The sequence below is a fragment of the Yoonia sp. genome, from assembly GCF_046292185.1.
Lineage (GTDB): Bacteria > Pseudomonadota > Alphaproteobacteria > Rhodobacterales > Rhodobacteraceae > Yoonia.
Genome location: NZ_JBKBQY010000018.1, coordinates 14,253 through 40,636 on the forward strand (window position 1 = coordinate 14,253; position 26,384 = coordinate 40,636).

The following is a 26,384-nucleotide window of genomic DNA, read 5'->3' on the forward strand; positions in this document are numbered from 1 at the left end:
TGGGAAATGCGATGAAAAAGCTGATGATGGCCGTGACAGGCGGTGCCGTGCTGGGTTTGATGGTGACGAGCCAGGTGGCGGGTCCTCTTCTGGCGCAGGACCAGCGATCCGATGCCAGCGTTTATGAACAGCTTGACCTGTTCGGCGATATCTTTGAACGCATCCGTGCCGGTTACGTCGAAGAGGTCGATGACCGCGCCCTGATCGAGGCGGCGATCAACGGGATGCTGACATCGCTTGATCCGCATTCAAGCTATCTGTCGGCCGAAGCCGCCGCAGCGATGCGCGTGCAGACGTCAGGCGAATTCGGCGGATTGGGTATCGAGGTCACGCAGGAAGACGGCTGGGTCAAGGTCGTTTCACCCATGGATGGCACGCCTGCGGATGCGGCGGGCATCATGACCGGCGATTACATCACGGCTGTCGATGGCGAAAGCGTGATGGGTCTGACGCTGGATGATGCGGTCGGTCTGATGCGCGGGCCGGTCGGGTCCGAGATCGTGATCACCGTGGTCCGCGAAGATGAAGTGGAGCCGTTCGACGTGTCCATCATCCGCGACACGATCCGTCTGACGGCCGTGCGCACGCGCACCGAAGGGAACGCGGTGGTGCTGCGGGTATCGACCTTCAATGAACAGACCTTCCCCAATCTGCGCGACGGCATGGCTGAACAGATCGAGGCGGCGGGCGGGTTGGATAATATCGACGGCATCGTGCTGGATATGCGCAACAACCCCGGCGGTCTGCTCAATCAGGCGATCATGGTCTCTGATGCGTTTCTGGACGCGGGCGAGATTACGTCGACCCGTGGCCGCGACCCTGCCGATGGGGAACGGTTCAACGCGACCCCCGGTGATCTGGCCGAGGGCAAGCCGATTGTCGTGTTGATCAATGGCGGCTCTGCGTCGGCGTCCGAGATTGTCGCAGGCGCATTGCAGGATCATCGACGGGGCATCGTGATCGGGACCAATTCGTTCGGCAAAGGCTCGGTTCAGACGGTGGTGCCGTTGCGTGGGGACGGGGCGATGCGCCTGACGACCTCTCGCTATTACACGCCATCGGGACGGTCGATCCAAGCCTTGGGGATTTCGCCGGATATCATCGTCGAACAGCCACGCCGCCAGCCGGTCGAGGAGGAAGAGGACGATACCCCGCCTTTGGCACGGTCGGAGGCTGATCTGCGTGGAGCTTTGAACAGCGGCTTGTCGGAGGATGAAACCCGCCAGATCGAAGAAGATCGCGCGCGCGCCGAGGCTGCAGCACAACTGCGTGAGGATGATTACCAGCTCGCCTACGCGATCGATATCCTCAAGGGTCTGAACGCGCTGGGCCCGACACGCATCCCCGGTAACTGATTTATGTCAGCATCGTTGACATAGACTGAAATCCCCGCAATCTTCCCCCAGACCAGATGGGGGAGGATTGCATCATGCAGTGGGACCAGGTGTTCGCGACGCGGATCGCGCGGATGAAAGCATCCGAAATCCGTGAATTGCTGAAATTGCTGGATCAGCCTGATATCATTTCCTTTGCGGGCGGTATTCCTGACCCCAAGCTGTTCCCGACACAGGCTTTTCAGCGGGCCTATGCCGATATCTTTACCTCGGACGATCACAAGGACGCGCTGCAATATTCGGTCAGCGAAGGTTACGCGCCGCTGCGCCGCTGGCTGGTGGATCATATGATAGGGCTGGGCGTGCCCTGCGGGATCGACAATATCCTGATCACGTCCGGGTCACAGCAGGGCCTTGATTATCTGGGTAAATTGTTCCTGTCGCCCGGCGATACAGCGCTTGTGGGCTGGCCTACCTATCTGGGTGCCCTGGGGGCGTTCAACGCTTATGAACCGCATTACGACCGCCTGCAGACGCATGGCAATCGTGCGCCCGCCGATTATGCCGAAACGGCGGCGGCCAAGGGTGGCGCGGTGAAATTCGCCTATATGTCGGTGGATTTTGCCAATCCGACCGGCGAAACCATTGACCGTGCAGGGCGCGACAACGTGCTGGCGCTGGCCGATGCGCTGGATATCGCGGTGATCGAAGACGCGGCCTATCAGGCGCTACGGTATGACGGCGACGCGATTCCGCCGATCCTGGCGCTGGAAATCGCGGCCAAGGGCGATATTGATGCCTGCCGGACGATTTATTGCGGCAGTTTTTCCAAGACGCTGGCACCCGGTCTGCGGGTTGGTTGGGTTGTCGCGGCGAAACCTGTGATTAGCCAATTGGTGTTGATGAAACAGGCCGCCGACCTGCATTCATCCACCATTAACCAGATCGCCATCGCGCGGGTGGCAGAAACTGTCTTTGACAGCCATGTCGCGACCCTGCGCCAGACCTATCGCGCGCGGCGCGATCATATGCTGGCGCGGCTGGCCGAGCATATGCCTGCCGGTGTGACCTGGACCAGACCCGAAGGCGGGATGTTCGTCTGGCTGACCCTGCCTGCCCATATCGACGGGGCGGAACTGCTGGCGAAATCGCTGCAAAGCGCGCGTGTCGCCTTTGTTCCGGGCCGTGCATTTCACGCGGACGGATCGGGCGGCAACACGATCCGGCTGAGCTTTTCACTGGCGGATGAGGCGACAATTGACGCCGGCATCAGCCGTCTGGGTGCCTTGTTGCGGACTTACATATTGGGGTAATTCGGTCCGTCACCGCCCTGCGGGACAGTCCAGACAATGTTCTCGCTGGGATCCTTGATATCGCAGGTCTTGCAATGCACGCAGTTCTGGAAATTGATCTGGAACTTTGTGTCTTCGCCGGTGCCGACAAATTCATAGACGCCCGCCGGGCAATAGCGCGCTGACGGCCCCGCGTATGTCGGCAGATTGACCTGCACCGGAATATCGGGGTCTTTCAGGCGCAGATGCGACGGCTGGCTTTCTTCGTGGTTGGTAAAGCTGAAGGCGACGTTGGTCAGCCGGTCGAACGACAATTTGCCATCGGGTTTGGGGTAATCGATTACCTTGTGCTTGTCGGCAGGTTCAGTCGCCAAAGCATCGGATTTGCCATGTTTGAGCGTGCCAAGGATACCGATCCCCAGCGTGTTCATCCACATATCGGCACCGCCGATCCCCAGTGAAGCGAGCAACCCGTATTTCGACCACAAGGGTTTGACATTGCGGACTTTTTTCAGATCTCGGCCAATCTCACCCTTGCGCACGGCGGCGTTGTAATCGGCGAGTTCATCGCCGCTGCGGCCAGCCTTGATCGCCTCGCACGCCGCGTCTGCCGCCGCGATGCCGGACAGCATCGCGTTATGGTTGCCTTTGATGCGTGGCACGTTGACCATGCCCGCGGCACAGCCCAGCAGCGCGCCACCCGGAAAGGCCAGTTGCGGCATTGACTGAAATCCGCCTTCACTGATCGCGCGCGCGCCGTAAGCCACGCGTTTGCCGCCTTTGAGCAGCTCCGCCACCATCGGGTGATGTTTGAAGCGCTGGAATTCCATATAGGGAAAGACATGCGGGTTCTTGTAATTCAGGTGGACCACAAACCCGACATAGACCTGATTGTTATCAAGGTGATAGATGAAGGACCCGCCACCCGCATTGCTGTCCAGGGGCCAGCCCATCGTATGGGTCACGGTGCCGATCCGGTGCTTTTCTGGAACAATCTCCCAGATTTCCTTCATGCCGAGGCCGTATTTCTGCACGTCGGATTTCGCATCCAGCGCATATTTCGCAATCACCTGCTTGGACAGCGATCCGCGCACGCCCTCACCCAGGAACACGTATTTGCCGTGCAATTCCATGCCGGGTTCATAGTTGGGGCCTTGCGTGCCATCGGGGTTCTTGCCGAATTCACCGGCGACGACGCCTTTGACCTCACCATTCTCGCCATAGACGACTTCGGAACAGGACATGCCGGGGAAAATCTCGACCCCCAGTTCTTCGGCCTGTTCGGCCATCCAGCGGCATACGTTGCCCATCGACACAATGTAATTGCCGTGATTGTTCATCAGAGGCGGCATGGCGAAATTCGGGATGCGGATCTGGCCCGCTTCACCCAGCATGTAGAAATTGTCTTCCTTGACCGGCACGTTCACAGGCGCGCCCTTTTCTTTCCAATCGGGGATCAGCTTGTTCAGACCGATAGGGTCCAGCACTGCGCCCGACAGGATATGCGCGCCGACCTCTGACCCTTTTTCAAGGACAACCACGCTCAGATCCGCGTCAAGCTGTTTGAGGCGGATCGCAGCGGACAGACCGGCAGGGCCGGCCCCCACGATCACCACGTCATATTCCATCGCTTCGCGTTCAATCCCGGTCATCGGCATATCCTTTAAACATCGGGGCAGGGTCCCCCTTTTATTCGCTTGCATCAAGAGTTACCTGATAGGAGGGTCAGCAGCAATCAGGACACGGCGTCAAAATGCAGGCCGCGACACGAGATCGCGGTGGGCCTTGACTTTGCCTTGCCCTGATAGGCTATGAACGTCGGACGAATAATTTTGGCCCGGAGGGCTTGCTAGATGGAAAAGATCCCACTGACCCGTGCGGGTTTCGACAAACTGGATGCGGAACTCAAGCATCTCAAAAGCGTGGAACGCCCGGCGATTATCCGTGCGATTTCCGAAGCGCGCGAGCATGGCGACCTGTCGGAAAACGCCGAATACCATTCCGCCAAGGAAAAGCAGTCCTTTATCGAAGGCCGCGTGAAGGAACTCGAAGGTGTGATTTCATTGGCCGAGGTGATTGATCCGTCCAAACTGTCCGGTTCGATAAAATTTGGCGCGACGGTTCTGTTGGTCGATGAAGATACCGACGAGGAAAAGACCTATCAGATCGTCGGCGAATACGAGGCGGATATCGAAAAGGGCAAGCTGAATATGAAATCGCCCCTGTCGCGCGCCTTGATCGGCAAGGACGAAGGCGACAGCGTCGAGGTGGCGACACCCGGCGGTGGGCGCAGCTATGAAATTTTGAAGATCACCTATAAATAGAAAGCGCTGAAGCTATGGCGCAAAGGCCGATCAACGACCAGCCACAAGGGCCGACCCAGACGGAAACAGCCGCTATGGTGCTGTCTGTTCTCTGGGTTATTGTCGTTGCCGTCCTGTTCTGGCTTTTGCCGTCCGGTGACGCGGTGGGCGGGTTGCGCCATGTCGTGATGGTGCTGGTCATGTTCGTGCCTGTGGGCATGGGCGCGATCATACTGGTCGCCGCGCGAAGCGCGCGCGCGCTGGAGGTGGAAATTTATCGTCTGCAGCGTGCTGTGGATGGTTTGCGCCAGCCCCCGCCCACGCCGCAGACACAAGCGGTGGCGCGTCCCGCCGCGCCGCAACAACCCGCTGCCGCACGCCCGGTCCCTGCTTCTGCGCCCAAGGCACGCGCTTTGCCGGTCGAACAGCCTGCGCTGGCGCTTGGTCCTTCGCCCGAGGATGACAGCCCGCCGCTGGACAGCCCCGATCTGATCCGTGCGCTGAATTTCCCTGATAACGAAGACGACACCGAAGGTTTCGCCGCCCTGCGCCGTGCCTTGCGTGACCGGACAGCGCGGCATCTGGTGCAGGCCAGTCAGGACGTGCTGACGCTTTTGTCGCAGGACGGCATTTATATGGATGACCTGCGTCCCGAGGCCCCGGACGCCGATCTGTGGCGGCGTTTTGCCAAGGGCGAACGGGGGCACACGATGGCGCCTGTTGGTGCTGTGCGCGAACAAGAAGCATTGGCGATTGTTTCGGCCCGGATGCGTGAGGACGCAGTGTTCCGCGACGCTGGGCATCATTTCCTGCGCCGCTTCGATCTGGTCCTTGTTGGCTTCGAGCCGGAGGCAAGCGACACAGACCTGCGCGCGCTGGCTGAAACCCGCACGGCGCGCGCCTTCATGTTGCTTGGGCGCGCCAGCCGGATCTTTGACTAGCGGCATGTGGGAAATATTCCTCAAAACCCTGCCCTTTTTCATGCTGATCGCGCTTGGCTACGGGTCCGGCCGGACCAAGTTCTTTTCGGCCGAAGCGACCGCCTATCTGACCAAATTCGTCTTTTACTTTGCGCTGTCCGCGATGTTGTTCCGGTTTTCGGCCAATCTGTCGCTGGATGCGATCCTCGATTGGCAATTCGTCTTTGCCTATCTGGCGGGCACGACTGTCATCTACATCCTTGCCACACTGGTCGCCCTGCGCCGCAACCGCCCGATGACCGAAGCCGCGGTCGAGGCGCAATGCGCCGTGATCGGCAATGTCGGGTTTCTGGGTATACCGATGCTGGTGCTTTTGCTGGGTGAAGCCGCCATCGGCCCGATCATGCTGGTGCTGGCGGTTGATCTGATCGTTTTCGGCAGCCTGATCGTGATCCTGATCACTGGATCGCGCGACGGGCGGATGTCGCCGCTGATCCTGCTGACCGTGGTGAAAGGGTTGATCAAGAACCCGATGATCGTGTCGATCACGCTGGGGCTGCTGGTGTCGGGTCTCGGGCTGACTGTGCCCGTGCCCATCAATGATTTCATGATCCTGCTGGGCGCTGCGGCGACGCCGGGGGCATTGTTTGCCATCGGCGCGTCACTGGCGAATAAATCCGCTGAACGTGTCGGCGTTGCTGGTTGGCTGACCTTCTGCAAACTGATCCTGCATCCGGCGGCGGTGGCCATCGCGGCGCTTATGGTGTTTACAGTGGACCCTTACGCTGCCGGTGTCATGATCGCCGCCGCGGCCCTGCCGGTTGCGGGCAATGTGTTCATTCTGGCGCAGCATTACGGGGTCGCACCGGCGCGCGTTTCCGCTTCGATCCTGCTGTCAACGGCGGGCAGCGTGGTGACATTATCATTGGTCATCGGCTGGGTGACCGGATTTATGGGATAGGACAGACAGATGAAGACAATCGCAGAAAACCGCTGCTTTGGCGGCACACAAGGGGTCTATAGCCACGCGTCTGACGCTTGCGGAGTCGAGATGACATTTGGCCTGTTCCTGCCGGAAGAGGCCGTAGATGGCCCGGTCCCGGTGCTGTGGTTCCTGTCGGGCCTGACCTGCACGCATGAAAACGCGATGATCAAGGCGGGCATGCAGGGCTGGGCCGCCGAACAGGGCATCGCCGTCGTACTCCCTGACACATCGCCCCGCGGGGAAGGTGTCGCCGATGACGATGCCTTCGATCTGGGGCAGGGGGCAGGGTTCTATGTCAACGCCACGCAAGACCCTTGGGCCAAACATTTCCAGATGTGGGATTATGTCAGCCGCGAACTGCCTGACCTGATCGGGGCAAATTTCGCGCTGGATATGGACCGCCAAGCCATCACCGGCCATTCGATGGGTGGGCATGGCGCGCTGACCCTCGCGATGGGCCTGCCGGGGCGGTTCCGGTCCGTGTCGGCCTTTGCGCCGATCTGCCATCCGACGCAGAGCGATTGGGGCCGCAAACAGTTCACCGCCTATCTGGGGACGGATGAAGCGACATGGGCACCACATGACGCGACGTTGCTGATGCAGAACAAGGGGTTCGACGGCCCGGTCCTGATCGACACCGGCACGGCGGATCAGTTTGGCGATCTGCTGGGCACCGAGCATCTGGCCGCTGCGATGGCTGCGCGCCGGCAGGACGGGGTGTTGCGCCTGCAAAAGGGCTATGATCATTCCTATTTCTTCATCGCGACCTTCATGGAAGACCACGTCGATTTCCATGCACAGGCGCTTTACAGATGATCTACGTCGATGCTGACGCGTGTCCTGTCAAAGCCGAGGTGGAACGCGTCGGCACCCGTCACGGGTTGAAGATGTTCGTGGTCTCGAACGGTGGCATCCGGCCCTCGCCCAATCCTTTGGTCGAAACCGTGGTGGTGCCGGACGGCCCAGATATCGCCGATATCTGGATCGCGGACCGCGCGACCAAGGGCGATGTGGTGATCACCGGCGATATCCCCCTGGCCGCGCGCTGCATCGAAAACGGCGCGCTGGTGCTGAAACACAATGGCGAGCCGCTGACGCAGGCCAATATCGGCAATGTGCTGGCGACTCGCGATCTGATGGCTGACATGCGCGCTGCCGACCCGTTCCGGCAAGGCGGCGGCAAACCGTTCGGCAAGGCCGACCGCGCACGGTTTCTCGACGCGTTGGAACGCATGGTGCGCGCGGCGGCAAAGGCATGAAGGCGTTGACGCCTACAGCCCTTGGTGCTGTTTGCGCCGTGCTGGCGGTGGTGTTCTTTTCCGCCAATGATGTTGCAATCAAATGGCTCAGCGATGGCTATGCGCTGCATCAGGTCGTGCTGATCCGGTCCTTTATCGGGCTGGCGATCATTCTGGCGATCATCGCGCCGATGACGGACGGCTTTGCCATCGCCCGCACCAAGCGACTGAAAATGCACCTGTTGCGCGGGTCCTTCGTGGTTTTCGCCAATCTGACTTTCTTTCTGGGTCTCGCCGCCATGCCATTGGCCGAGGCTGTGGCGATCTTTTTCATCAGCCCCTTGGTCATCACCGGCTTTTCGGTGTTATTTCTGGGCGAAACCGTCGGCCCGCGCAGATGGTTAGCCATCGGGCTTGGCTTTGTCGGTGTCCTGATCATGGTGCGTCCGGGAACACAGGCATTTCAACTGGCGTCACTTCTGCCGCTGGTTTCCGCCTTTTGTTACGCAGGTATGCATATCCTGACCCGGCGGATTGGCGGGACGGAATCAGCGGCGACCATGGCCTTTTACATCCAGATCATGTTCATCATCGTCTGCGCCGCGATGGGGCTGACCGTCGGCTGGGGCCAGTTCGGCGACCAGACTGACCCGTCCTTGGCGTTCCTGTTGCGTGCATGGGAATGGCCCTTGCTGTCGGATCTGCCGGTATTTCTGTTGATCGGCGCTGGCACCGCCTTTGCCGGTTACCTGATCAGCCAGGCCTACCGCGTGGCAGAGGCGTCATTTGTTGCCCCTTTTGAATACCTCGCCCTGCCGATGGCGGTGGTCTGGGGCATGGTGGTTTTTGATGAATATCCCGGACTTAGCGATTATCTGGGGATGGCGTTGATCCTGTCGGCAGGATTGTTCATGGTCTGGCGCGAAGGGCAAAGGCCTGCGGCCAAAATCCGCCGTCCGCTGCGGCGATAGAAAAAGGAAGAATGATGTCAGAGGTCAAAGCCGTCGTTTTCGACATCGGCAATGTGCTGATTGAATGGCAACCGGAACGGTTCTTCGACAGCGTGATCGGCGCGGAACGGCGCACAGCGATGTTTTCCGCCATCGACCTTCATGGCATCAATGACGCCGTGGATCGCGGCGGCAATTTCCGTGACACGATCTATGCCGCCGCTGACGCCAACCCTGACTGGCATGCCGAAGTGCTGATGTGGCACGACCGCTGGATCGAGATGGCCGCGCCCGCCATCGACCATTCCGTGCGCCTGTTGCGCGCCTTGCGCAAAAACGGCGTACCGGTCTTCGCCCTGACCAACTTCGGCATCCAGACGTTCGAGATTGCCGAACCGGTCTATCCTTTCCTTGGGGAGTTCGACCGCCGCTATATCTCTGGCCATATGGGGATGATCAAACCTGATGCGCAAATCTACCAGATGGTTGAGGATGATTGCGGCGTTGATCCAACCGCGCTGCTGTTCACCGATGACCGGATCGACAATATCAATGCCGCCAATGCCCGCGGCTGGCAGACCCATCTGTTCGAGGCGCCCCAAGGCTGGGCCGACAGGCTCGTCGCGGCAGGGCTGCTGACACAGGAGCAGGCGCAATGAGTGTGATGATCCCTTTTGCCGAAGCTGACGCTATGTTGGACTGGCTTGATCTGACCGATGCTTTGGCGGCGGGTCATGCGGGGCCAAAGGCCGATGTTGCCGATGTGTTTCTGTATGAAGGGGACAACACCCTGTTGAACCGCTCTGCATGGATCGCGGGGCTGGGGCTGGCGGTGAAATGCGCCACGATCTTTCCGGGCAACAAGGCGGTGGGCAAGCCGGCGGTCAATGGTGCGGTCAATCTGTTTTCACCCACGGATGGCCTGCTGGAGGCAATCGTCGATTTTCATCTGGTCACAAAATGGAAAACTGCCGGTGACAGCCTGCTGGCCGCGCGCAGGCTGGCGCGCCCTGACAGTCGTAATATTCTGATCGTGGGCGCAGGCACCGTGGGGCAATCGTTGCGGCAGGCCTATGCTGCGGCGTTCCCGGATGCGCGGTTCACATTGTGGAATCGGTCCGCTGAAGGGGCGGAACAATTCAAGGCGTATTACCCTGATGTCAACATTGCCGAAGATCTGGAACAGGCTGTGCGTGCTGCGGATATCGTCACCTCGGCCACCATGTCCACCGCACCGCTGATCAAGGGCGACTGGTTGCAACCCGGCACCCATGTCGATCTGATCGGTGCCTATCGCCCCGACATGCGCGAGGTGGATGATGCCGCTTTGCAGAAATCCCGTATTTTCGTCGATAGCCGCGAGACGACAACGCACCATATCGGCGAACTGAAGATTCCGATCAGCACCGGTGCAATCAGCGCGGATGACGTGATCGCGGATTATTATGCGCTGAACGATTTCACCCGCGACAGCGCCGATGACATCACCCTGTTCAAGAATGGCGGCGGCGCGCATCTGGACCTGATGACCTGCCGCTATATTCTGGACGTCTGGCAAGGCAAGTGATGACGCTACAAGACCAATATGCAGCGGCAGTTGCCGCTGGCAAACTGACGGCCGATCCGGTGCAACAGGCAGCCTTGCCCGAACTGGAACGGATCAGGGCGGCGCTGGCGGTGCCGGTCAAGACCGGCTTTTTCCGCAAGGCACCGCCACCGGTGAAAGGGCTTTACCTTTGGGGCGGTGTCGGGCGCGGTAAATCCATGTTGATGGATATGCTTTATGCGGCTGTCGATGCGCCCAAGGAACGCTGGCATTTCCACGCTTTCATGCAATGGGTCCATGCCGAGATCGCGATTGCCCGCAAGCAAGGTGTCGATGACGCCATCGCCCCTGTCGCAGCAAAGCTGGCAGACCGCGTGCGATTTCTGGCCTTTGACGAAATGCAGATCAGCGATATCACCGATGCGATGATCGTGGGGCGGCTGTTTACCGCCCTGATCGGGGCCGGTGTCGTTGTGGTCACGACATCGAACCGCCCGCCGGCTGACCTATATAAGAACGGCCTGAACCGGCAGCATTTCCTGCCCTTCATCGCCTTGCTGCAGGACCGGCTGGTTGTGCATGAACTGGCCAGCGAGATCGACTACCGGCAGGACCGGCTGTCCGGCAGCCCCAGCTATTTCACCCCGATCAATGCAGAATCCCGTGCGGCGATAGATGACATATGGCAGGGGTTCAGCCATGGGCAGTCCGAAGCCTTGGTGCTGCATGTCAAAGGCCGCGAGGTGGTGCTGCCTCGGTTTCACAACGGCGTGGCGCGGGCGAAATTCTATGACCTTTGCGGCAAACCGCTGGGGGCTGCCGATTATCTGGCACTGGCCGAAGCGGTCCGCGTGCTGATCTTGGAAGATATCCCCGCCCTGTCGCGCAGCAATTTCAACGAGGCAAAACGCTTTGTCACGCTGATCGACGCGCTTTACGAGGCCAAAGTCCGCCTGATCTGTTCGGCGGCGGCCAGCCCCGAGATGATCTATCTTGAAGGCGAAGGCACGTTCGAGTTTGAACGCACGGCCAGCCGGTTACGTGAAATGCAATCAGACGGATGGGGGCGTTAGGAAGGATCGCCTGCGCTTGCGCGGATCAGAACCTTTCCGCCCGCAGCACCTGTGCATCGGTGACGCTGACCACGCCGATGTGTTTTTTCACCACCGCAAAGATACCGTCAAGCAGCGGGTCCAGCCGTTCCGGCCTGATCAGGCAGACGACGCTGACCATACCCGCACGGCCCACCTGACCGTCGCGGGTCCATTGGCCCGACCGACCAGAACCGCCCAGAACGGGCAGCACGGTGTATCCCGTCACACCTGCGCTGGTCAGCGCATCGGTCAGGCGGCGTTCCAACGGGGCCTCAATCACGATCTCGACGCGTTTGGCGATATGGGTCTGCATCTCAGCCTCCTGTGACGGTCTGGGCGATGGCCAGATAGATCGGTATCCCCAAGGTCAGGTTGAACGGAAAGGTCACGCCCAGCGACAATGTCAGATAAATCGCCGGGTTCGCCTCTGGCAAGGCGACGCGCATCGCGGCGGGCACGGCGATATAGCTGGCAGAGGCTGACAGCACCATCATCAGCACAATACCGCCCAGCGAAAGCCCGATCAGCAGCCCGACACCCAGCCCGATGATGGCGCTGACAAGCGGCATCGCGATGGCAAAACCAACAGCGCCGAAGCTCAGCACGCCCTTGGACTGCCGCAATCCGCGCCCCGCGATCAGGCCCATATCCAGCAGGAACAGGCACAACACCCCTTTGAACGGAGCCACGATGAAGGCGCTGATTTCTGCCATGCCCTGTTCGCCGGTCAAGGCGCCGATGAAGAACGCGCCGACCAGCAGCACGATGGACCCGTTCAGCAGCAATTCACGGATCAGGTCGGGTTCCATCCGCGCGCCGCCACCACCGCGCGCGACAAGCCAGAGCGCGGACAGGATCGCAGGCGCTTCCATCACGGCGGCGACGGCGACCATATAGCCTTCGGACGGGATCATCCGGCCTTGCAGCACCGATGTTGCCGCTACGAAGGTCACGATACTGATCGACCCGTAATGCGCCGCGACGGCTGCCGCATCGACCCGCGACAGCCCCGTCATCACCCGCAGCAAGCCAAAGGCCAGCAAGGGCAGGGCAAAGGACAACACCAGCCCCGCGATCAGGGCCAGAACCAGCGTCTGGTCGATACCATGCGCGCTGACCGCGACGCCGCCCTTGAAACCGATGGCGAACAGCAGATAGATCGACATGCCCTTGGCCACGGCCTCGGGGATGGTCAGATCGGACCGCGCGAGTGCGGCCAGCAACCCCAGCGCAAAGCTGAGAATGATGGGCGAGATCAGGTTCGATCCGGCGAGGGACAGGATTTCACTCATCTCTGGCCTTTACACACTGACGAATAAATTCGTCGCCGGATCATAATGTTCAAGGCTGCCGTCACCGATATTCTTCCATAATCCATGCAGGCTGATGCTGCCATCTTCTACCGCGCTGCGCACGAAGGGAAAGGTCATCAGGTTGCGAATGGAAATCAGGATCGCCGCCTTTTCCAGCGCGGTCTTGCGGGTGGCGTCATCGCCTTCGGGCAGGGTTTCATAGCCGGGGCGGATGATGTCGAGCCAGCGACCGATAAAGCTTGTCTGTTCTTCAAGCTCGGGTGCATGGCCGGCGCACATGTTGTAGCACCCTTCGATGCCGCCGCAGCCGGAATGACCCAGCACGATCAGATGTTCCACCTTCAGCGCGCGCACCGCATATTCCACCGCTGCCGAGGTCCCGTGGTGCCGCCCGTCGGGTTCATATTCCGGGATCAGATTGGCGATATTGCGATGGATGAACAATTCCCCCACATCTGCCCCAAAGATGGATGAGACATGCAATCGGCTGTCACAGCAGGATACCACCATGATCCGGGGCCTTTGCCCGTTGGTGGCAAGATCGTCGTAGATCGTCCTGTTTTCTTCAAAAACAGTGGATTTCCACGTTCTGTAGCGGTCAATCAGATAGGCCGGAAGCGGGCGGGCATTGTGCATTCGTCAGTCCTTGCGCTGTTGGCACGGGATACGTCGCATTTTTGGAAATTTCGAGCGATTTCTTGCAACGGCATCAACCTTCCTAGAACCTTGCCGGTTTATGAGGTGGGGCATGGATTATTCACGACCCCTTAATATGCCGCACCGCCCTGCCGATTGTGACGTGATCATCCTGCGATGTCACGACAAACTGCTGGTTGACCGCCCTGTGCTGATGCGTGCCTTTGAAGACAGGACACCGGCCGCGGCGGAAGATATGCTTTGCCGCATCCTGGAAAGCATCGCCCATTGGCTGGATGTTCTGCAGGACGGCGCGGAGGACCCCGACCGCGCAGTCAAGGCTGCGCGCCGGATCGTATCGGTCGCGGGGCCTATCGGGCTGACGGGTCTGGCTTTGGCGGCGGACGATGTGGGCCAATGTCTGCAATCGGGGGACCGGGTCGCGCTGGCGGCGACGACCGGGCGGCTGGAACGCGCCTTTGATCTTGCCGTGGCAGAACTTTGGGATTTCCGCGGCCTTTAGCGCGGCCAACTGCCCCTTGCGGCGGTGATCTGGCCGGTTAGTCTGGCCGCGGAATTGATTTGTCAGGATAAAAGAATGTCGCTCGCCTTTGCCGGTCCCAACCCCGCCGCCGTCCCGGTGCATATTGTCGCAAAAGATCAGGCAGAGGCTGCTGTCGCGGAACTGCCCCTGATCGGTCAGCAATGGGCGCGGACGCAGGGTTTCACCGGCGCATTGGGGCAGGTGCTGGTGCTGCCCGATGCGCAAGGCGGTATCGCGCAGGTCTTGGTGGGCTATGGCACCGCGCAGACCCGGGCGCGCGGGCGGTTTCACCTGGGGGCAGTTGCGCGGCAATTGCCCAAGGGGGCTTATCGCATCGCATCCGGCCTGACCGATGCTGACCTTGAAGAGGCGAGCCTTGCGTGGCTGCTGGCCGCCTACAGCTTTGATCGCTATCGCAAACCCGGCGATTCCATTGCTGCCTTGGTCGCCCCCGATGGCATTGACGCCGCGCGCATCCAGATCATCGCACAGGCAGAGGCGCTGACCCGCGATCTGATCAATACGCCCGCGTCGGATATGGGCCCGGACGAGCTGGAACAGGCCGCACGCGATCTGGCAAAGGCGCAGAATGCGACGATCAGTGTGACAATGGGCGATGATCTGACGGATGCCAATTTCCCGCTGATCCATGCGGTGGGCCGCGCCAGCCCGCGCGCGCCGCGCCTGATCGACATGCGCTGGGGTGACAGCGGGCCGCGATTGACGCTTGTCGGCAAGGGGGTCTGTTTCGATACAGGCGGGCTGAACATCAAACCCGGTGCGTCGATGGGTCTGATGAAAAAGGATATGGGCGGTGCTGCCACCGTGCTCGGGCTGGCGCAGATGATCATGGCGCTGGGTCTGCCCCTGCGCCTGCGGGTGCTGATCCCGGCAGTGGAAAACAGCATCGCGGGCAATGCGTTTCGTCCGCAGGATATCCTGCCTTCGCGCAAGGGGCTGACGGTCGAGATCAACAATACCGATGCCGAAGGGCGGCTGGTGCTGGCCGATGCTTTGGCGCTGGCGGATGAGGAAGATCCTGATCTTGTCATCTCTATGGCGACGCTGACCGGGGCTGCGCGGGTCGCGATGGGGCCGGATCTGGCACCGTTTTTCACCGACCACGATGATCACGCAGCGGCGATTTCCGACGCAGCGCAGCAGGTCGCCGACCCGGTCTGGCGCTTGCCCTTTCACGAACCATACGAGGCGATGATCGAACCGGGCATCGCCGATCTGGACAATGCGCCCGGCGGTGGGATGGCGGGCTGTATCACTGCGGCGCTGTTCCTGCGCCGTTTCGTGCAAAGCCCCTATGTCCATTTCGATATCTACGGCTGGCAGCCATCCGCGGCACCGTCGCGCCCCAAAGGTGGCGTCGGCATGGGCGCGCGGGCCGTGCTGGCCGCCTTGCCACGGCTGTTGAAACTGTGACCGACCGCCGCCTGACCCCGGCCAATGGCCGTGTCGCTGCCATGCATCTGGCGGGGCAGGTGACGGCAGAGCGGTATCTGGACGGGTTGTCCATGATGCTGACCCGCCCGGTCAGTGATCTGTGTGCAGCCCCTTCGGGGCCGCGTGACCGCCAATTGCTGCTGGGCGCGGTCGTCACAACGTTCGAGGATCGCGCCGGCTGGTCCTTTGTGCAGGCGGCGGATGGTTACGTCGGTTATGTCGCGTCAGACCGGCTGGGGCCGGTCAGGGAGGCGACCCATATGGTCGGCACCGCCGCGACCCATGCCTATCTGGCAGAGGATTTCAAATCTGCCGATGTCATATGTCTGCCCTTTGGCGCAAGGGTAACGGTGCTGGACGAAAGGGCGAAGTTTTTTGAAACGACGCTGGGGTTTATCTCCAAAAAGCATCTGCGCCCGTTGGACCGGCCTTTCACCGACCCTGCGACTGTCGCGCAATTGCATTTCGGCGTGCCCTATCTGTGGGGCGGCAATTCCACGCGCGGCATCGATTGTTCCGGGTTGGTGGCGGCATCCTTGCAGGCTTGCGGCATCGCTAGCCCTGCCGACAGCGACCTGCAATGCACGGGCCTTGGCACGGATTTCAGCGGGACTGCGCGGCGTGGCGATCTGATCTTCTGGCAGGGCCATGTCGCGATGATGGTGGATGAGGCGACGCTGATCCACGCCAATGCGCATCACATGGCCACCGCCTATGAACAGCTGGAGGCAGCGACCCTGCGCATTGCCGCGCAGGGGGGTGGCCCTGTTACCGCCCGCCGACGGGTTTAGTGCAATACCGGCGGGATGCGCGACGTCAGCATCTGCGCAATCCGCAGGCCAAAGGCGCTGGCCGCCGCCGTCAGATGCATCGCCGTTTCCGGGCGCACAAGGACCATGGCCATCCAAAGCGCGTCTTCCCGCTCGCCGGTGGCGGCGGTGGCGACGAAATGCGCGAAATAGGCCTCATCTGCCCCCAGACAGGGGCAGCTTACAGCGTGCCGCATCAGCTTGCGCCGCTGGTGCTGTGACAACAGGGCGATCAGTGTTTCAAACGCCTCGATCGCGGTGCTGGCGCGGCGCGGACCAAGCGCGTTGTCCAGATCGCGCCGCACTGCGGCGCGCCCGTCGGGGCCGTCGCACCAAAGGCGCAGATAAATCACGCAGCAGGCGTTCAGATCCTCCAACTGGCGCAACCATGCGGTCGGCTCGCCTGCGATCTGGCGGTCATGCATCGTCATTTCGTCAGGATCAGCTTGCCCGCGCGGGTGATGCGCAGGGTGTAAATCTGATCATTCAGGACGATATGCGCCTGGTCGCCGCCACCGGTCAGGCGCTCTGCATCATGGGCGGGCAAGGATTGCTGTGGTTTTGGGTGCGTCTGGATGTTCATCTGCCAAGGACCTTTCATGCGGGCGATCGGGCTTGCCTGCACGGGGCGGGCTGGCTGGACGTAAGGCAATCATCAGGTTTCCGGCAGAAATTGTCAATCCGACTTTTTTAGTCAGGTATATTATTTATCGACCAGCCGGATCAACTTACGTTCCAGCACCTGCAACACGGTTTTCAGGTCGTTGCCACGTTTGAGCACCTGCCCATCCATGCCGATCACGGCATATTGCCCCTGACGCAGGCGCAGGCGGGGGTGTTTCTCGATCCGGTAAAGTGGATTTTCAGCCGTGCGCCGGAAGATCGAAAAAACCGCCGAGTCGCGCAGCGTTGAAATGCCATAATCGCGCCATTCGCCGGCGGCGACCATGCGCCCGTAAAGCCCGAGGATCAGGCCGAGTTCGTTGCGGTGAAAGGCGACCTGTGGCGGCGCGTGAAACGGCGGGGGTTGCATGGTCATGTGCAAGGTTCGCGCGATCAGGCGCGAAAATCAACCCGTCAGCCGCAGCGGATATCGCTGATCTTTTCGTCTGCGCTGATATAGAAATTGATCCGTTCTTCCCGGAAATCCATGGTGACCATGTCGTCAGGGCGGATGACGCGGACCATATCCATGATCAACACCCGTTCCAGCGCCGTCGCCGGTTGCCCGATCAGGTTAATATGACGGGCCACACCGCAGGTGTCCGGCATGGTCGGTGCCGGCTCGGCATCGGGCACAGCGCAGGCGGCAAGCAGCAGGAAGGGGATAAAATGTCGCATGCCTTTATTTGCGTTAATGCGCGTGCCTTTGGCAAGAGCAAGGTTGAAATCCCTGCGCATTTCGTCGATCAAAGATGCAAATGCACAGGAGACATCGGGATGCGCACACGGGCAGCAGTGGCAATGGCAGCGGGCAAGCCGCTGGAAGTGATGGAAGTCAATCTTGACGGGCCCCGCGCCGGTGAGGTGCTGGTCGAAATCAAGGCGACGGGCCTGTGCCACACCGATGAATTCACCCGGTCCGGCGATGATCCCGAAGGCGCGTTTCCAGCGATTCTGGGCCATGAGGGCGCGGGAATCGTGCTTGAGGTGGGCGAAGGCGTCACGTCGTTGCAGCCCGGTGATCACGTGATCCCACTCTACGCGCCTGAATGTCGTGAATGCGAATATTGCCTGAACCCGAAAACCAACCTGTGCCAGAAAATCCGCACCACCCAAGGTGCAGGTGTCATGCCTGATGGGACCAGTCGGTTTTCCATGCTCGATGGCACCCCGATCCTGCATTACATGGGCTGTTCGACATTCGCCAACCATACCGTGTTGCCCGAGATCGCACTAGCCAAGGTTCGCAAGGATGCGCCGTTTGACAAGATCTGCTATATCGGTTGCGGTGTCACCACCGGCATCGGCGCTGTCATCAACACCGCCAAGGTGGAAATCGGCAGCCGCGCGATCGTGTTCGGTCTGGGCGGTATCGGTCTGAACGTCATTCAGGGCCTGCGCTTGGCGGGGGCGGATCAGATCGTCGGCGTCGATCTGAACGACAGCAAATATGATATGGCGACGCGTTTTGGCATGACCGATTTCGTGAACCCGAAAAAGGTCAGCGGCGATCTGGTCGCGCATCTGGTCGAACTAACCAAGGGCGGGGCGGATTACACCTTTGATGCCACCGGCAATGTGGGGGTGATGCGCACGGCACTGGAATGCGCGCATAAGGGCTGGGGCGAAAGCATCATCATCGGCGTGGCCCCGGCGGGCGCCGAAATTTCGACCCGCCCATTCCAGCTGGTGACGGGGCGTAGCTGGCGGGGCACTGCATTCGGCGGCGCGCGCGGACGCACCGATGTGCCCAAGATCGTGGATTGGTACATGCAGGGCAAGATCGAGATCGACCCGATGATCACCCACAAGCTCAAGCTTGAAGATATAAACAAGGGTTTCGAGCTGATGCATGCGGGCGAAAGCATCCGCGCTGTCGTCGAATTTTAAGCCGTCAGCGGCACTGAAAGGATTAACATGGCCAAGGATCGCATGTTGTTGGCCGTGTTGATCGACGCGGACAATATCCCTGCCAAATACGCGGGTCCCATCCTGCGCGAAGTCACCACCTTTGGCGAACCGGCCCTGCGCCGGGTCTATGGCGATTGGTCCAGCCCTGCGCTGGGCGGTTGGAAAAAGGAAGTCGTGGAACTGGGGCTGGTCGCCAATCAGGAAACCGCCAATACCCGCGGCAAGAATGCCAGCGACATCGGTCTGGTGATCGACGCGATGGATATCCTGCACACCGGGCGGTTTGACGGGTTTGTGCTGGTCAGCTCGGACAGCGATTTCACGGCGCTTGCCAACCGTCTGCGTGAAAACGGGGTGGTGGTGATCGGCATTGGCGAAGGCAAGGCACCGGTCAGCCTGCGTAATGTCTGCAACCGATTCATCCTGATCGAAAACCTGATCGATCAGGACAGGGATCAGCCTGCAATCGGTGAACCGGCCAAGCCGGTGGCCCCCACCGCAACCGCCACGCGCCAACCACCATCAGCGGCGATTCCGTTGGTGATCAAGGCGATGGAAAGCATCGACCCCGAAGGCGAATGGTATTCCTTGGGCCAGATCGGGCAATATATCACCCGCGCCGCGCCCGATTTCGACCCGCGCACCTATGGCAGCGCGAAACTGAGCGATCTGCTGGTGAAATCAGGCCGGTTCGAGGTCAAGAAAGGTCAGGGCAACCATCTGGAGGCCCGCCGCCTCGACTAGGGCTTGACGCCGTAGCGGGCTATGAACATCTCGACCGCGCCGTCGATGGTGCGGTCTTTTTCGGCGCGGGTGAATGTCCCCGACATGCAGAACACCATGCGCGAAAACAGATCCGCCTTGCAAAGTTCGTGAAACTGGTCGGCGGCCAGGGCCACATCGTTGATCTGCAATTCGCCCCTTTCTATCGCCAGACGAAAGAAATCCGTCATCCTTTCGCGGATCAGCATCGGGCCGCATGCGTAGAATTCGCGCGCAAGTTCGGGAAAGCGTTCGCTTTCACCGACGCAGATCCGAAACACCCGCGTGCCGAATTCCGAGGTGATGAATTCGACCATTTCGCTTGCGATGCTGCGTAAAACCTGCCGCGCGGGGGCGGTGATATCGATAGTCTCGATGGCGTGATCGGCCTGCCGTTGGCAGGCGATCTTGGCGACCTGCATGAACAGGAACCTCTTGTCAGGGAAATAGCTGTAAAGCGTCGCCTTGGACACGCCTGCGGCACGTGCGATATCATCGACTGACGCGCCTTCAAATCCGTCGGACATGAAAACCTGCCGCGCACCTTCCAGAACCTGATCGAATTTGCGTCCTTTTTTCGGCTCTGCCGCACCGTCTGGCATGATCTTCTCCCCTTGGGTGATATCATAAACTGATCAGTTCACTTCGGGCAAGGCGATAACGCCAGCAATCCGGCAGAGTTCACGTGCCCCTTCTTATCTGGCGGGGGCGGTGCAGGTTTCAACCACCTGTTCCGTAACGCCCGTGCAAGTTTGCGTCACGTCAGGCGCAGGCTGTGGCGGATAGGTCAGCAGAGGCAGGTTGAAGGTAAAAGCCATCACAGGTCCGGAAAGAGCGAGTGTCAGGGCGGTACAAGCGGTGAAAAGGCGTATCATAGTGGTCATCCATCGTTGATTATGAAAATAAACTATACAGTTTAGTTTAGTGCACAAGTGAAAAGTGAACATATCGGTTCAGTTTTTCCACTTGCCATGAATGCGAAGAGGATTAGTTTAGAATCATTCTAAATTGAGGTGTCAGAATGATTCCCGGATTTGCCAGTCGTCGTCGATTCCATGACTTGTCAGAACAGGAAATACTGGCGCTTGCGATCTCGTCCGAGGAGGATGATGCGCGCATATACCGGACTTATGCGGAACGGCTGCGCGCGGATTATCCCGCCTCTGCTGCAGTTTTCGATGGCATGGCGGCGGAAGAAAACCAGCACCGTCGCCGGTTGATCGATCTGCATGGCGCGCGGTTCGGTGATGTGATTCCGCTAATCCGGCGCGAACATGTCGCCGGGTTCTACGCCCGTCGCCCTGTCTGGCTGGTCGAAAACCTTGGGCTAGACCGGATCAGGGACGAGGCGGCGCAGATGGAATGCGACGCGCAGCGGTTCTATGAACTGGCCGCAGGTCATGCGTCCGATGCGAGCACACGCAAATTGCTGGGCGATCTGGCGGCGGCAGAGGCAGGACATTCCGACATGGCTGCGTCACTGACCACGGCGCATCTAGACGATGATACCAGATCGACCGAACAATCCGCCGCCTATCGCCAGTTCATCCTGACGTGGGTGCAGCCGGGGCTGGCGGGGTTGATGGACGGTTCTGTTTCGACGCTCGCGCCGATTTTCGCGGTGGCCTTCGCCACGCAGGACACCTGGACCACGTTTCTGGTGGGGCTGGCCGCCTCTGTCGGCGCGGGCATTTCGATGGGCTTTACCGAGGCGGCGTCCGACGATGGTAAAATCTCGGGCCGCGGGTCGCCTTATAAACGCGGGCTGGCTGCGGGCGTGATGACCACCATCGGCGGTCTGGGTCACGCGCTGCCCTATCTGATCGCCGATTTCTGGACCGCGACGATTGTGGCGTTGATCGTTGTCATGGTCGAGCTTTGGGTCATCGCATGGATTCAGAACAAATTCATGCAGACGCCCTGGGGACGGGCGATCTTTCAGGTGGTGCTGGGCGGTGCCTTGGTCTTTGCCGCAGGTGTGCTGATCGGGTCGGGTTAGACGTCGCGCACCATCGTGGTGCAGGCACTGAAGCCGAAGACATGCCGCCACAGCCCCATTTTCTGCGTATGCAGTTCGACAAAGCCCTGATGCAGGTAAAGCGCCCTTGCTCGCGGATTGGTGTCAATCACATCCAGCCGGACCTGCCGGTAGCCGCGCGCCCTGGCCTCGGCCCTGATCGCATCCAGCAGCGCGGTGCCGACACCGCAACCGCGCGCCTCGGGTGCGACAAAGATCCCGTCGATCAGAAACCGTTCATTGTCCAGATCACGGATCAGCGCCGCCATCAGCGCGGTACGGGCCGCCGCCCCGACCCAGCCGTAAATCCGCCGCATGTCGGTGAAACTGCCTCCCACCAGCGCGCCGTCCCGCGTCTTGAACCCGACCACGCCCAACAATGCGCCGGTGTCGTCATGCGCGCAGATCCCATGATCGGATCGTAGCACCTGCGTGATGAACACAAGCGCGCGGTATTTCGGCCCCATGACGAAACCCAGCTTTTCGCCGAAGGCTTCCCAGTAAAGGGCCGCGACCTCGGCCCGGTTCGCCTCGGGGATGCCGGTGGTGATCTTCATTGCGCGAAACTGACAAAGGGGATGTAGGTGACCGGATCGCCGGGGCTGATCTGCATCGCGTCATCGCCCAGCGACACGAGCCCTTCCGCCCAATGCAGGCCAGATACCCGTCCCGACCCTTCGGAGGCGAATATTTCCGCCTTGCCGTCCCTGATCCTTGCGCGCAGATATTCGCGCCTGCCTGCCTTTTTGGTTTTGCTGAAAGCAGCGGGCAGTTGATAGCTTTGCGGCTCTGCCCCTTCACCGCCCGCCAGAAGCGACAGCGCCGGGCGTGCGAAGATCAGCGCACAGATCATCGCCGCGACCGGATTGCCGGGTAGGCCCAGCACCGGCTTGCCGCCCCATAACCCCATTACGAGGGGCCGCCCCGGTTTCATCGCCACCCGCCACAGCGCCAGCGACCCGGTATCCGCCAGCAGGGCAGATATATGATCCTCATCCCCCGCCGATGCGCCGCCGGATGTCAGCATCACATCGCATTGTCCCGCCCCCAGATCCAGCAAGGCGCGCAAGGCGGCGCGATTGTCCGGCGCGCGCCCCAGATCGACCACGCAGTGACCCCATTGCTGCACAAGGGCGGTCAGCATCGGGCGGTTGGCATCGTAAATCTCGCCCGCTGCGGCGCTGCTGCCAGGGTCGCGCAATTCATCGCCGGTGGACAGCACGCCGACACGCAACGGGCGGCGGACCTGCAATTGCCCGATCCCGGCGGCAGCAAACATGGCAAGGTCTGCGGCGGTGACCTTGCGCCCTTGCTGTGCAATGATCTGGCCCAGCGTCATATCTTCGCCCGCGGCGCGCGCATTGGCACCGCGTTTGAGCGGGCCTTGGAATGTGATCATGCTGTCAGACGCCTGCACGTCTTCCTGCATGATGACGGTATCGACACCGTCCGGCAGGTTCGCGCCGGTCAGGATGCGGATCGCCTCGCCCTGCGGCACGGCCCCGCCGAATGGCTGACCCGCCGCGGCGCGCCCCTTGACCAAGGGCAGATTCTGCAGTCCCGGCTTTGCTGGACCGGCAAAGCCATAGCCATCCACTGCGGCGTTCGCAGCGGGCGGGTGGGCGCGTAGGGCGGTCACATCATCCGCCAGATAGCGCCCCAACGCTGCGCCCAGCGGCTGCGTTTCCGCCTCAGCGACACAGCGCAGTTGGGCGCGCAGATGCGCCAGCGCGTCAGCGACAGGCGTCCACTGCACGCCTTGCGGCAAGGCAAAGCAATCATTGCGCAGGGGCGGTGCGCTGGCCGCCGCTTCCAGCGCTACGACATGATGCGCCCCGAGTATCGCGCCTTCAGTGTTGGGCGGAACATCGAGCATCTGGCGCAGGGCGTCTGCGGAGATTGCCGACAGCGCGCGCGACAGCACACGCACCTGATGCGCGTCCTTGATAGTTCCGCGCGGGCAGGTCGCCGCGATGGTCCGGGCGATCAGCGAAGGCCAGACTTCAACCAACGCGACAGGCGGCGTCAGCGGCTCGAACGGCCAGACGGCCAGATCAGCGCCAAAGTGCTGCCGCAAGCGCGCCAGCATCGGCAGGCCCATGATGACCTGCGATCCGACAGCGCCCGCGCCGGAAAGTTGCCACACGGGAAAGGCACCTTTGGCATTTTCTTCTGCAGCACGTCTTTCTGTCATGCCGTGGCCGTGTCGTGCCAAGCCCTTGCGCGGCAGATCCTCGATATCGCGGTTGGGCAATCCATTGCCCCAGAACGGCCCGGTGCCGGGGAACATCGCGTTGATCTGCCCGGCCAAGTCAAACCGGTTATTTGCGTCCGGGCTGTCCTGCACCCGTGCGGCGAACCAATCCCAGATCGCGAATGGATCATCCGATCCGGTCAGCACCTGCCCGAAGCCCGCAGGATAGCCAAAGGCGAAATCGAACCCCGCCAGCACGCGCCGCCCCGCCTGACGTTCCGCTGTCAGGAATGCTGTGATCCAGCTTTCCGCCACCTGCCGGTTGCGGTGATAGACCGGGTCTTCGGCCATGCCCGCCCTTGCCACCCCGGTCCAGATCGCATCCTTTTTGGGGGTGGCACCCCGGTCGTTGCCGCCTGACCAGTCCACGATCAGGATCGTGTCGAACATCACAATCCGACCTCTGACAGGATGAAATCCGCGATGGTACGCGTGTCGTCAAGGTCGAAGACCGGCTGGTCGATCGTCAGCGGCGTGTCACTGGCCACAGCGCGGATCGTCGGGTCATCCGTCGCGATCAGCGGGTTGCCGGTGCTGGCGCGAAATGCCTCAACCTTGGGATGGGCGTCGCGCTTGTATCCTTCGACCAGCACCAGATCGACCGGGGCGAGTTGGCGCAGCAGATCGGCCAACGGCGGTTCATCCGTCCCGCGCAGTTCAGTCATCAACGCCCAGCGGTCGCGCGAGGACAAAAGCACCTGCTGCGCGCCCGCCTGCCGGTGGCGATGAGAATCCTTACCCGGCTGGTCCACGTCGAAACTGTGATGCGCGTGTTTCAGGGTCGACACGGAAAATCCGCGTCCGGCAATTTCGGTCACCAGCCGTTCCATCAGCCCGGTCTTGCCCGCGTTCTTGTATCCGACGATGCCATAAACCCTCATAGCATCGCCTGCGCGCGGGCCAGATCACCGGGGGTGTTCACGTTGAAAAAGGCCGCATCATCGGGAAATATCGCCGTGCCCGCGCCGTGCTGATCGGTCCAGAGCACGACCTTGCGCAGCCCGTCCTGCAGGGCCCTGCGCAGATCATCGCGCAAGGCCACGGGCCAGAGGCCAAAGGTCGGTTGCCGCCCTCCCGGGCTCGCCGCCAGAGCGAGGCCCAGATCGCCGCCTGACAGTTGCAATCGCGGGACCAGATCGCAGGGCAGGAAGGGCGTATCGGCGGCAGCGGTGACGATATGGCTGGCCCCTTGATCCGCGGCCCAGTCCAGGCCTGCCAGCACCCCCGACAATGGCCCTGCAAAGCCCGCGATACTATCTGCGATCACGGCCATGCCCAGATCCGAGAACCGTGCCGGATCGCCATTGGCGTTCAGCGCAAGACCCCCCACCTGCGGCGCGAAACGAGCGATGACATGGCCCAGGATCGTGCTATCGCCCAGGGCCAGCAGCCCCTTGTCGCCGCCGCCCATGCGGGTGGCAAGACCACCGGCGAGGATCACGCCCAGAGGCGCGTTCAACGTGACACCTGCGTCTGTGGCGGATGCAGGAGCCTCCGGCGGGAGTATTTGGAGAAATAAGAAACGAAAAGTCTCATGCTTTGGCCTTTCGGCCTGCGCGGCCGGGTTCATCGGGGATCAGGGCAGGGTCGGCGTCGCGGATCAGTCTTTCATCGCCTGCAAGGCAGACAAAGCGCTGACCCTTGAGCCGCCCGATCAGAGTCAGCCCGACCTGATTTGCGATCTCCACCCCCCAGGCGGTAAAGCCCGACCGCGAGGCGAGGCTGGGGATACCCATCAACGCCGTCTTGATCACCATTTCCGAGGTCAGCCTGCCAGTGGTGTAAAGCAGCTTGTCGCCGGCAGGAACATTGTGATGCAGCATCCAGCCCGCGATCTTGTCGACCGCGTTATGGCGACCGACGTCTTCCATGTAGACCAGCGGTTGCGCGCCCTGACACAGCACGGTGCCGTGGATCGCGCCCGCCTCCAGATAAAGCGAAGGGGTGCGGTTGATCGTGGCGGCCAGTGCATAGAGGTCGGATGTGCGTAACGGGTGATCGGGCAGGCTGACACCTGCCAGCCCTTCCATCATATCGCCGAAGACGGTGCCGATGGCGCAGCCGCTGGTGCGGGTCTTCTTGCGCAGCTTGTCTTCATAGGTGGTTTTCGATGCGGTGCGGACGACCACCGTTTCCAGTTCTTCATCATAGTCGATGCCGGTGATCCGGTCATCGTCACGCAGCATCCCCTGATTGCGCAGGAAACCCAACGCCAGATATTGTGGATAATCGCCGATCGTCATCGCGGTGACGATTTCCTGTGCATTCAGATAAATCGTCAGGGGGCGTTCCTCGACAACCCGCAGGTCCGTTTTGCGGCCATGCTGGTCGGTGCCGGTGACCGCGCGCGTCAGCCTT

At 61.1% G+C, this 26,384-nt stretch carries 32 protein-coding genes; 17 read left to right on the forward strand and 15 right to left on the reverse strand.

Going from position 1 to position 26,384, the window contains the following annotated elements:
* Nucleotides 1-11: 11 nt before the first annotated feature.
* Both ACK4TM_RS05185 and ACK4TM_RS05190 read left to right on the forward strand, forming a co-directional pair.
* A complete protein-coding gene (locus tag ACK4TM_RS05185; RefSeq protein WP_409697772.1) occupies nucleotides 12-1,355 on the forward strand; it encodes a S41 family peptidase in 1,344 nt (447 codons plus the stop codon).
* Nucleotides 1,356-1,429: 74 nt separating this feature from the next.
* Complete coding sequence (locus tag ACK4TM_RS05190) at nucleotides 1,430-2,647, forward strand: PLP-dependent aminotransferase family protein (protein ID WP_409697776.1); 1,218 nt, start codon at nucleotides 1,430-1,432, stop codon at nucleotides 2,645-2,647.
* Here the strand turns inward: ACK4TM_RS05190 and ACK4TM_RS05195 are convergent.
* Nucleotides 2,632-4,278: an electron transfer flavoprotein-ubiquinone oxidoreductase gene (locus ACK4TM_RS05195; RefSeq protein ID WP_409697778.1), complete on the reverse strand. Its 1,647-nt coding sequence runs from the start codon at nucleotides 4,276-4,278 to the stop codon at nucleotides 2,632-2,634. The genes ACK4TM_RS05190 and ACK4TM_RS05195 overlap by 16 nt on opposite strands.
* A 201-nt stretch (nucleotides 4,279-4,479) precedes the next feature.
* Between ACK4TM_RS05195 and greA the strand changes: the two genes are divergently transcribed.
* The 9 genes from greA to zapE are packed head-to-tail and all read left to right on the forward strand — an operon-like array spanning nucleotide 4,480 to nucleotide 11,641.
* Nucleotides 4,480-4,950, forward strand: a complete 471-nt coding sequence (gene greA / locus ACK4TM_RS05200; RefSeq protein WP_409697781.1) for a transcription elongation factor GreA — start codon at nucleotides 4,480-4,482, stop codon at nucleotides 4,948-4,950.
* Nucleotides 4,951-4,964: 14 nt separating this feature from the next.
* Entirely contained in the window at nucleotides 4,965-5,870 is a 906-nt protein-coding gene (locus ACK4TM_RS05205) for a hypothetical protein (RefSeq protein ID WP_409697784.1), read from the forward strand.
* Nucleotides 5,871-5,874: 4 nt separating this feature from the next.
* On the forward strand, nucleotides 5,875-6,810 hold the full coding sequence (locus ACK4TM_RS05210; RefSeq protein WP_409697787.1) for an AEC family transporter: 936 nt from the start codon (nucleotides 5,875-5,877) through the stop codon (nucleotides 6,808-6,810).
* Between the two features lie 9 nt (nucleotides 6,811-6,819).
* Nucleotides 6,820-7,650, forward strand: coding sequence for an S-formylglutathione hydrolase (gene fghA, locus ACK4TM_RS05215; protein ID WP_409697790.1), 831 nt, complete (start codon nucleotides 6,820-6,822; stop codon nucleotides 7,648-7,650).
* A complete protein-coding gene (locus ACK4TM_RS05220) occupies nucleotides 7,647-8,093 on the forward strand; it encodes a YaiI/YqxD family protein (protein ID WP_409697793.1) in 447 nt (148 codons plus the stop codon). Before fghA ends, ACK4TM_RS05220 begins: the two co-directional genes overlap by 4 nt.
* The gene (locus ACK4TM_RS05225) at nucleotides 8,090-9,043 is read left to right on the forward strand and encodes a DMT family transporter (protein WP_409697796.1); all 954 of its coding nucleotides are present in this window, start codon (nucleotides 8,090-8,092) and stop codon (nucleotides 9,041-9,043) included. The genes ACK4TM_RS05220 and ACK4TM_RS05225 overlap by 4 nt, the downstream gene beginning before the upstream one ends.
* A 14-nt stretch (nucleotides 9,044-9,057) precedes the next feature.
* Entirely contained in the window at nucleotides 9,058-9,681 is a 624-nt protein-coding gene (locus ACK4TM_RS05230) for an HAD family hydrolase (protein WP_409697799.1), read from the forward strand.
* Complete coding sequence (locus tag ACK4TM_RS05235; RefSeq protein ID WP_409697801.1) at nucleotides 9,678-10,589, forward strand: ornithine cyclodeaminase family protein; 912 nt, start codon at nucleotides 9,678-9,680, stop codon at nucleotides 10,587-10,589. Before ACK4TM_RS05230 ends, ACK4TM_RS05235 begins: the two co-directional genes overlap by 4 nt.
* Entirely contained in the window at nucleotides 10,589-11,641 is a 1,053-nt protein-coding gene (gene zapE / locus ACK4TM_RS05240; protein WP_409697804.1) for a cell division protein ZapE, read from the forward strand. The genes ACK4TM_RS05235 and zapE overlap by 1 nt, the downstream gene beginning before the upstream one ends.
* 25 nt (nucleotides 11,642-11,666) lie before the next feature.
* On the opposite strand, the gene ACK4TM_RS05245 is transcribed toward zapE, so the two are convergent.
* The 3 genes from ACK4TM_RS05245 to ACK4TM_RS05255 are packed head-to-tail and all read right to left on the reverse strand — an operon-like array spanning nucleotide 11,667 to nucleotide 13,611.
* Nucleotides 11,667-11,975, reverse strand: a complete 309-nt coding sequence (locus tag ACK4TM_RS05245) for a P-II family nitrogen regulator (RefSeq protein WP_409697807.1) — start codon at nucleotides 11,973-11,975, stop codon at nucleotides 11,667-11,669.
* A 1-nt stretch (nucleotide 11,976) separates the two neighbouring features.
* Nucleotides 11,977-12,954 (reverse strand): sodium-dependent bicarbonate transport family permease, encoded by a 978-nt coding sequence (locus tag ACK4TM_RS05250; protein ID WP_409697810.1) that lies wholly within the window; start codon nucleotides 12,952-12,954, stop codon nucleotides 11,977-11,979.
* 9 nt (nucleotides 12,955-12,963) lie between these two features.
* Nucleotides 12,964-13,611 carry a carbonic anhydrase gene (locus ACK4TM_RS05255; RefSeq protein WP_409697813.1) on the reverse strand — a complete coding sequence of 216 codons (648 nt, stop codon included), beginning with the start codon at nucleotides 13,609-13,611 and terminating at the stop codon, nucleotides 12,964-12,966.
* Between the two features lie 136 nt (nucleotides 13,612-13,747).
* Between ACK4TM_RS05255 and ACK4TM_RS05260 the strand changes: the two genes are divergently transcribed.
* The 3 genes from ACK4TM_RS05260 (at nucleotide 13,748) to ACK4TM_RS05270 (ending at nucleotide 16,401) form a co-directional block, all read left to right on the forward strand.
* Nucleotides 13,748-14,134, forward strand: coding sequence for a hypothetical protein (locus tag ACK4TM_RS05260; RefSeq protein WP_409697816.1), 387 nt, complete (start codon nucleotides 13,748-13,750; stop codon nucleotides 14,132-14,134).
* Nucleotides 14,135-14,209: 75 nt separating this feature from the next.
* Complete coding sequence (locus ACK4TM_RS05265; RefSeq protein WP_409697819.1) at nucleotides 14,210-15,589, forward strand: leucyl aminopeptidase family protein; 1,380 nt, start codon at nucleotides 14,210-14,212, stop codon at nucleotides 15,587-15,589.
* On the forward strand, nucleotides 15,586-16,401 hold the full coding sequence (locus ACK4TM_RS05270; protein WP_409697823.1) for a C40 family peptidase: 816 nt from the start codon (nucleotides 15,586-15,588) through the stop codon (nucleotides 16,399-16,401). The genes ACK4TM_RS05265 and ACK4TM_RS05270 overlap by 4 nt, the downstream gene beginning before the upstream one ends.
* Here the strand turns inward: ACK4TM_RS05270 and ACK4TM_RS05275 are convergent.
* From ACK4TM_RS05275 to ACK4TM_RS05290, 4 genes are all read right to left on the reverse strand, one after another.
* Nucleotides 16,398-16,850, reverse strand: coding sequence for a hypothetical protein (locus ACK4TM_RS05275; RefSeq protein WP_409697826.1), 453 nt, complete (start codon nucleotides 16,848-16,850; stop codon nucleotides 16,398-16,400). The genes ACK4TM_RS05270 and ACK4TM_RS05275 overlap by 4 nt on opposite strands.
* Nucleotides 16,847-17,002: a hemin uptake protein HemP gene (gene hemP / locus ACK4TM_RS05280; protein ID WP_409697829.1), complete on the reverse strand. Its 156-nt coding sequence runs from the start codon at nucleotides 17,000-17,002 to the stop codon at nucleotides 16,847-16,849. Before hemP ends, ACK4TM_RS05275 begins: the two co-directional genes overlap by 4 nt.
* Nucleotides 17,003-17,122: 120 nt before the next feature.
* Nucleotides 17,123-17,458: a DUF2794 domain-containing protein gene (locus tag ACK4TM_RS05285; protein ID WP_409697832.1), complete on the reverse strand. Its 336-nt coding sequence runs from the start codon at nucleotides 17,456-17,458 to the stop codon at nucleotides 17,123-17,125.
* A gap of 38 nt (nucleotides 17,459-17,496) precedes the next feature.
* Nucleotides 17,497-17,760, reverse strand: coding sequence for an I78 family peptidase inhibitor (locus ACK4TM_RS05290; protein WP_409697835.1), 264 nt, complete (start codon nucleotides 17,758-17,760; stop codon nucleotides 17,497-17,499).
* A gap of 99 nt (nucleotides 17,761-17,859) precedes the next feature.
* On the opposite strand from ACK4TM_RS05290, the gene ACK4TM_RS05295 reads away from it, so the two are divergent.
* Complete coding sequence (locus tag ACK4TM_RS05295) at nucleotides 17,860-18,972, forward strand: S-(hydroxymethyl)glutathione dehydrogenase/class III alcohol dehydrogenase (protein ID WP_409697838.1); 1,113 nt, start codon at nucleotides 17,860-17,862, stop codon at nucleotides 18,970-18,972.
* Nucleotides 18,973-18,999: 27 nt separating this feature from the next.
* Nucleotides 19,000-19,737 carry an NYN domain-containing protein gene (locus ACK4TM_RS05300; protein ID WP_409697841.1) on the forward strand — a complete coding sequence of 246 codons (738 nt, stop codon included), beginning with the start codon at nucleotides 19,000-19,002 and terminating at the stop codon, nucleotides 19,735-19,737.
* On the opposite strand, the gene ACK4TM_RS05305 is transcribed toward ACK4TM_RS05300, so the two are convergent.
* Both ACK4TM_RS05305 and ACK4TM_RS05310 read right to left on the reverse strand, forming a co-directional pair.
* A complete protein-coding gene (locus ACK4TM_RS05305) occupies nucleotides 19,734-20,357 on the reverse strand; it encodes a TetR/AcrR family transcriptional regulator (protein WP_409697844.1) in 624 nt (207 codons plus the stop codon). The genes ACK4TM_RS05300 and ACK4TM_RS05305 overlap by 4 nt on opposite strands.
* A gap of 93 nt (nucleotides 20,358-20,450) precedes the next feature.
* Complete coding sequence (locus tag ACK4TM_RS05310) at nucleotides 20,451-20,630, reverse strand: hypothetical protein (RefSeq protein WP_409697847.1); 180 nt, start codon at nucleotides 20,628-20,630, stop codon at nucleotides 20,451-20,453.
* A 146-nt stretch (nucleotides 20,631-20,776) separates the two neighbouring features.
* Here ACK4TM_RS05310 and mbfA point away from each other — a divergent pair, with 146 nt between their 5' ends.
* Nucleotides 20,777-21,754, forward strand: coding sequence for an iron exporter MbfA (gene mbfA / locus ACK4TM_RS05315; RefSeq protein ID WP_409697850.1), 978 nt, complete (start codon nucleotides 20,777-20,779; stop codon nucleotides 21,752-21,754).
* Here the strand turns inward: mbfA and ACK4TM_RS05320 are convergent.
* The 5 genes from ACK4TM_RS05320 to ACK4TM_RS05340 all read right to left on the reverse strand — a co-directional run.
* The gene (locus ACK4TM_RS05320; protein ID WP_409697853.1) at nucleotides 21,751-22,329 is read right to left on the reverse strand and encodes a GNAT family N-acetyltransferase; all 579 of its coding nucleotides are present in this window, start codon (nucleotides 22,327-22,329) and stop codon (nucleotides 21,751-21,753) included. The genes mbfA and ACK4TM_RS05320 overlap by 4 nt on opposite strands.
* Complete coding sequence (locus ACK4TM_RS05325; RefSeq protein ID WP_409697856.1) at nucleotides 22,326-24,416, reverse strand: molybdopterin-binding protein; 2,091 nt, start codon at nucleotides 24,414-24,416, stop codon at nucleotides 22,326-22,328. The genes ACK4TM_RS05320 and ACK4TM_RS05325 overlap by 4 nt, the downstream gene beginning before the upstream one ends.
* Nucleotides 24,416-24,907 (reverse strand): molybdopterin-guanine dinucleotide biosynthesis protein B, encoded by a 492-nt coding sequence (mobB, locus tag ACK4TM_RS05330; protein ID WP_409697859.1) that lies wholly within the window; start codon nucleotides 24,905-24,907, stop codon nucleotides 24,416-24,418. The genes ACK4TM_RS05325 and mobB overlap by 1 nt, the downstream gene beginning before the upstream one ends.
* Nucleotides 24,904-25,485, reverse strand: coding sequence for a molybdenum cofactor guanylyltransferase MobA (gene mobA / locus ACK4TM_RS05335; RefSeq protein ID WP_409697862.1), 582 nt, complete (start codon nucleotides 25,483-25,485; stop codon nucleotides 24,904-24,906). The genes mobB and mobA overlap by 4 nt, the downstream gene beginning before the upstream one ends.
* 73 nt (nucleotides 25,486-25,558) lie before the next feature.
* Nucleotides 25,559-26,384: formate dehydrogenase accessory sulfurtransferase FdhD (locus ACK4TM_RS05340; protein WP_409697865.1), on the reverse strand; the 826-nt coding region annotated here is incomplete at its 5' end.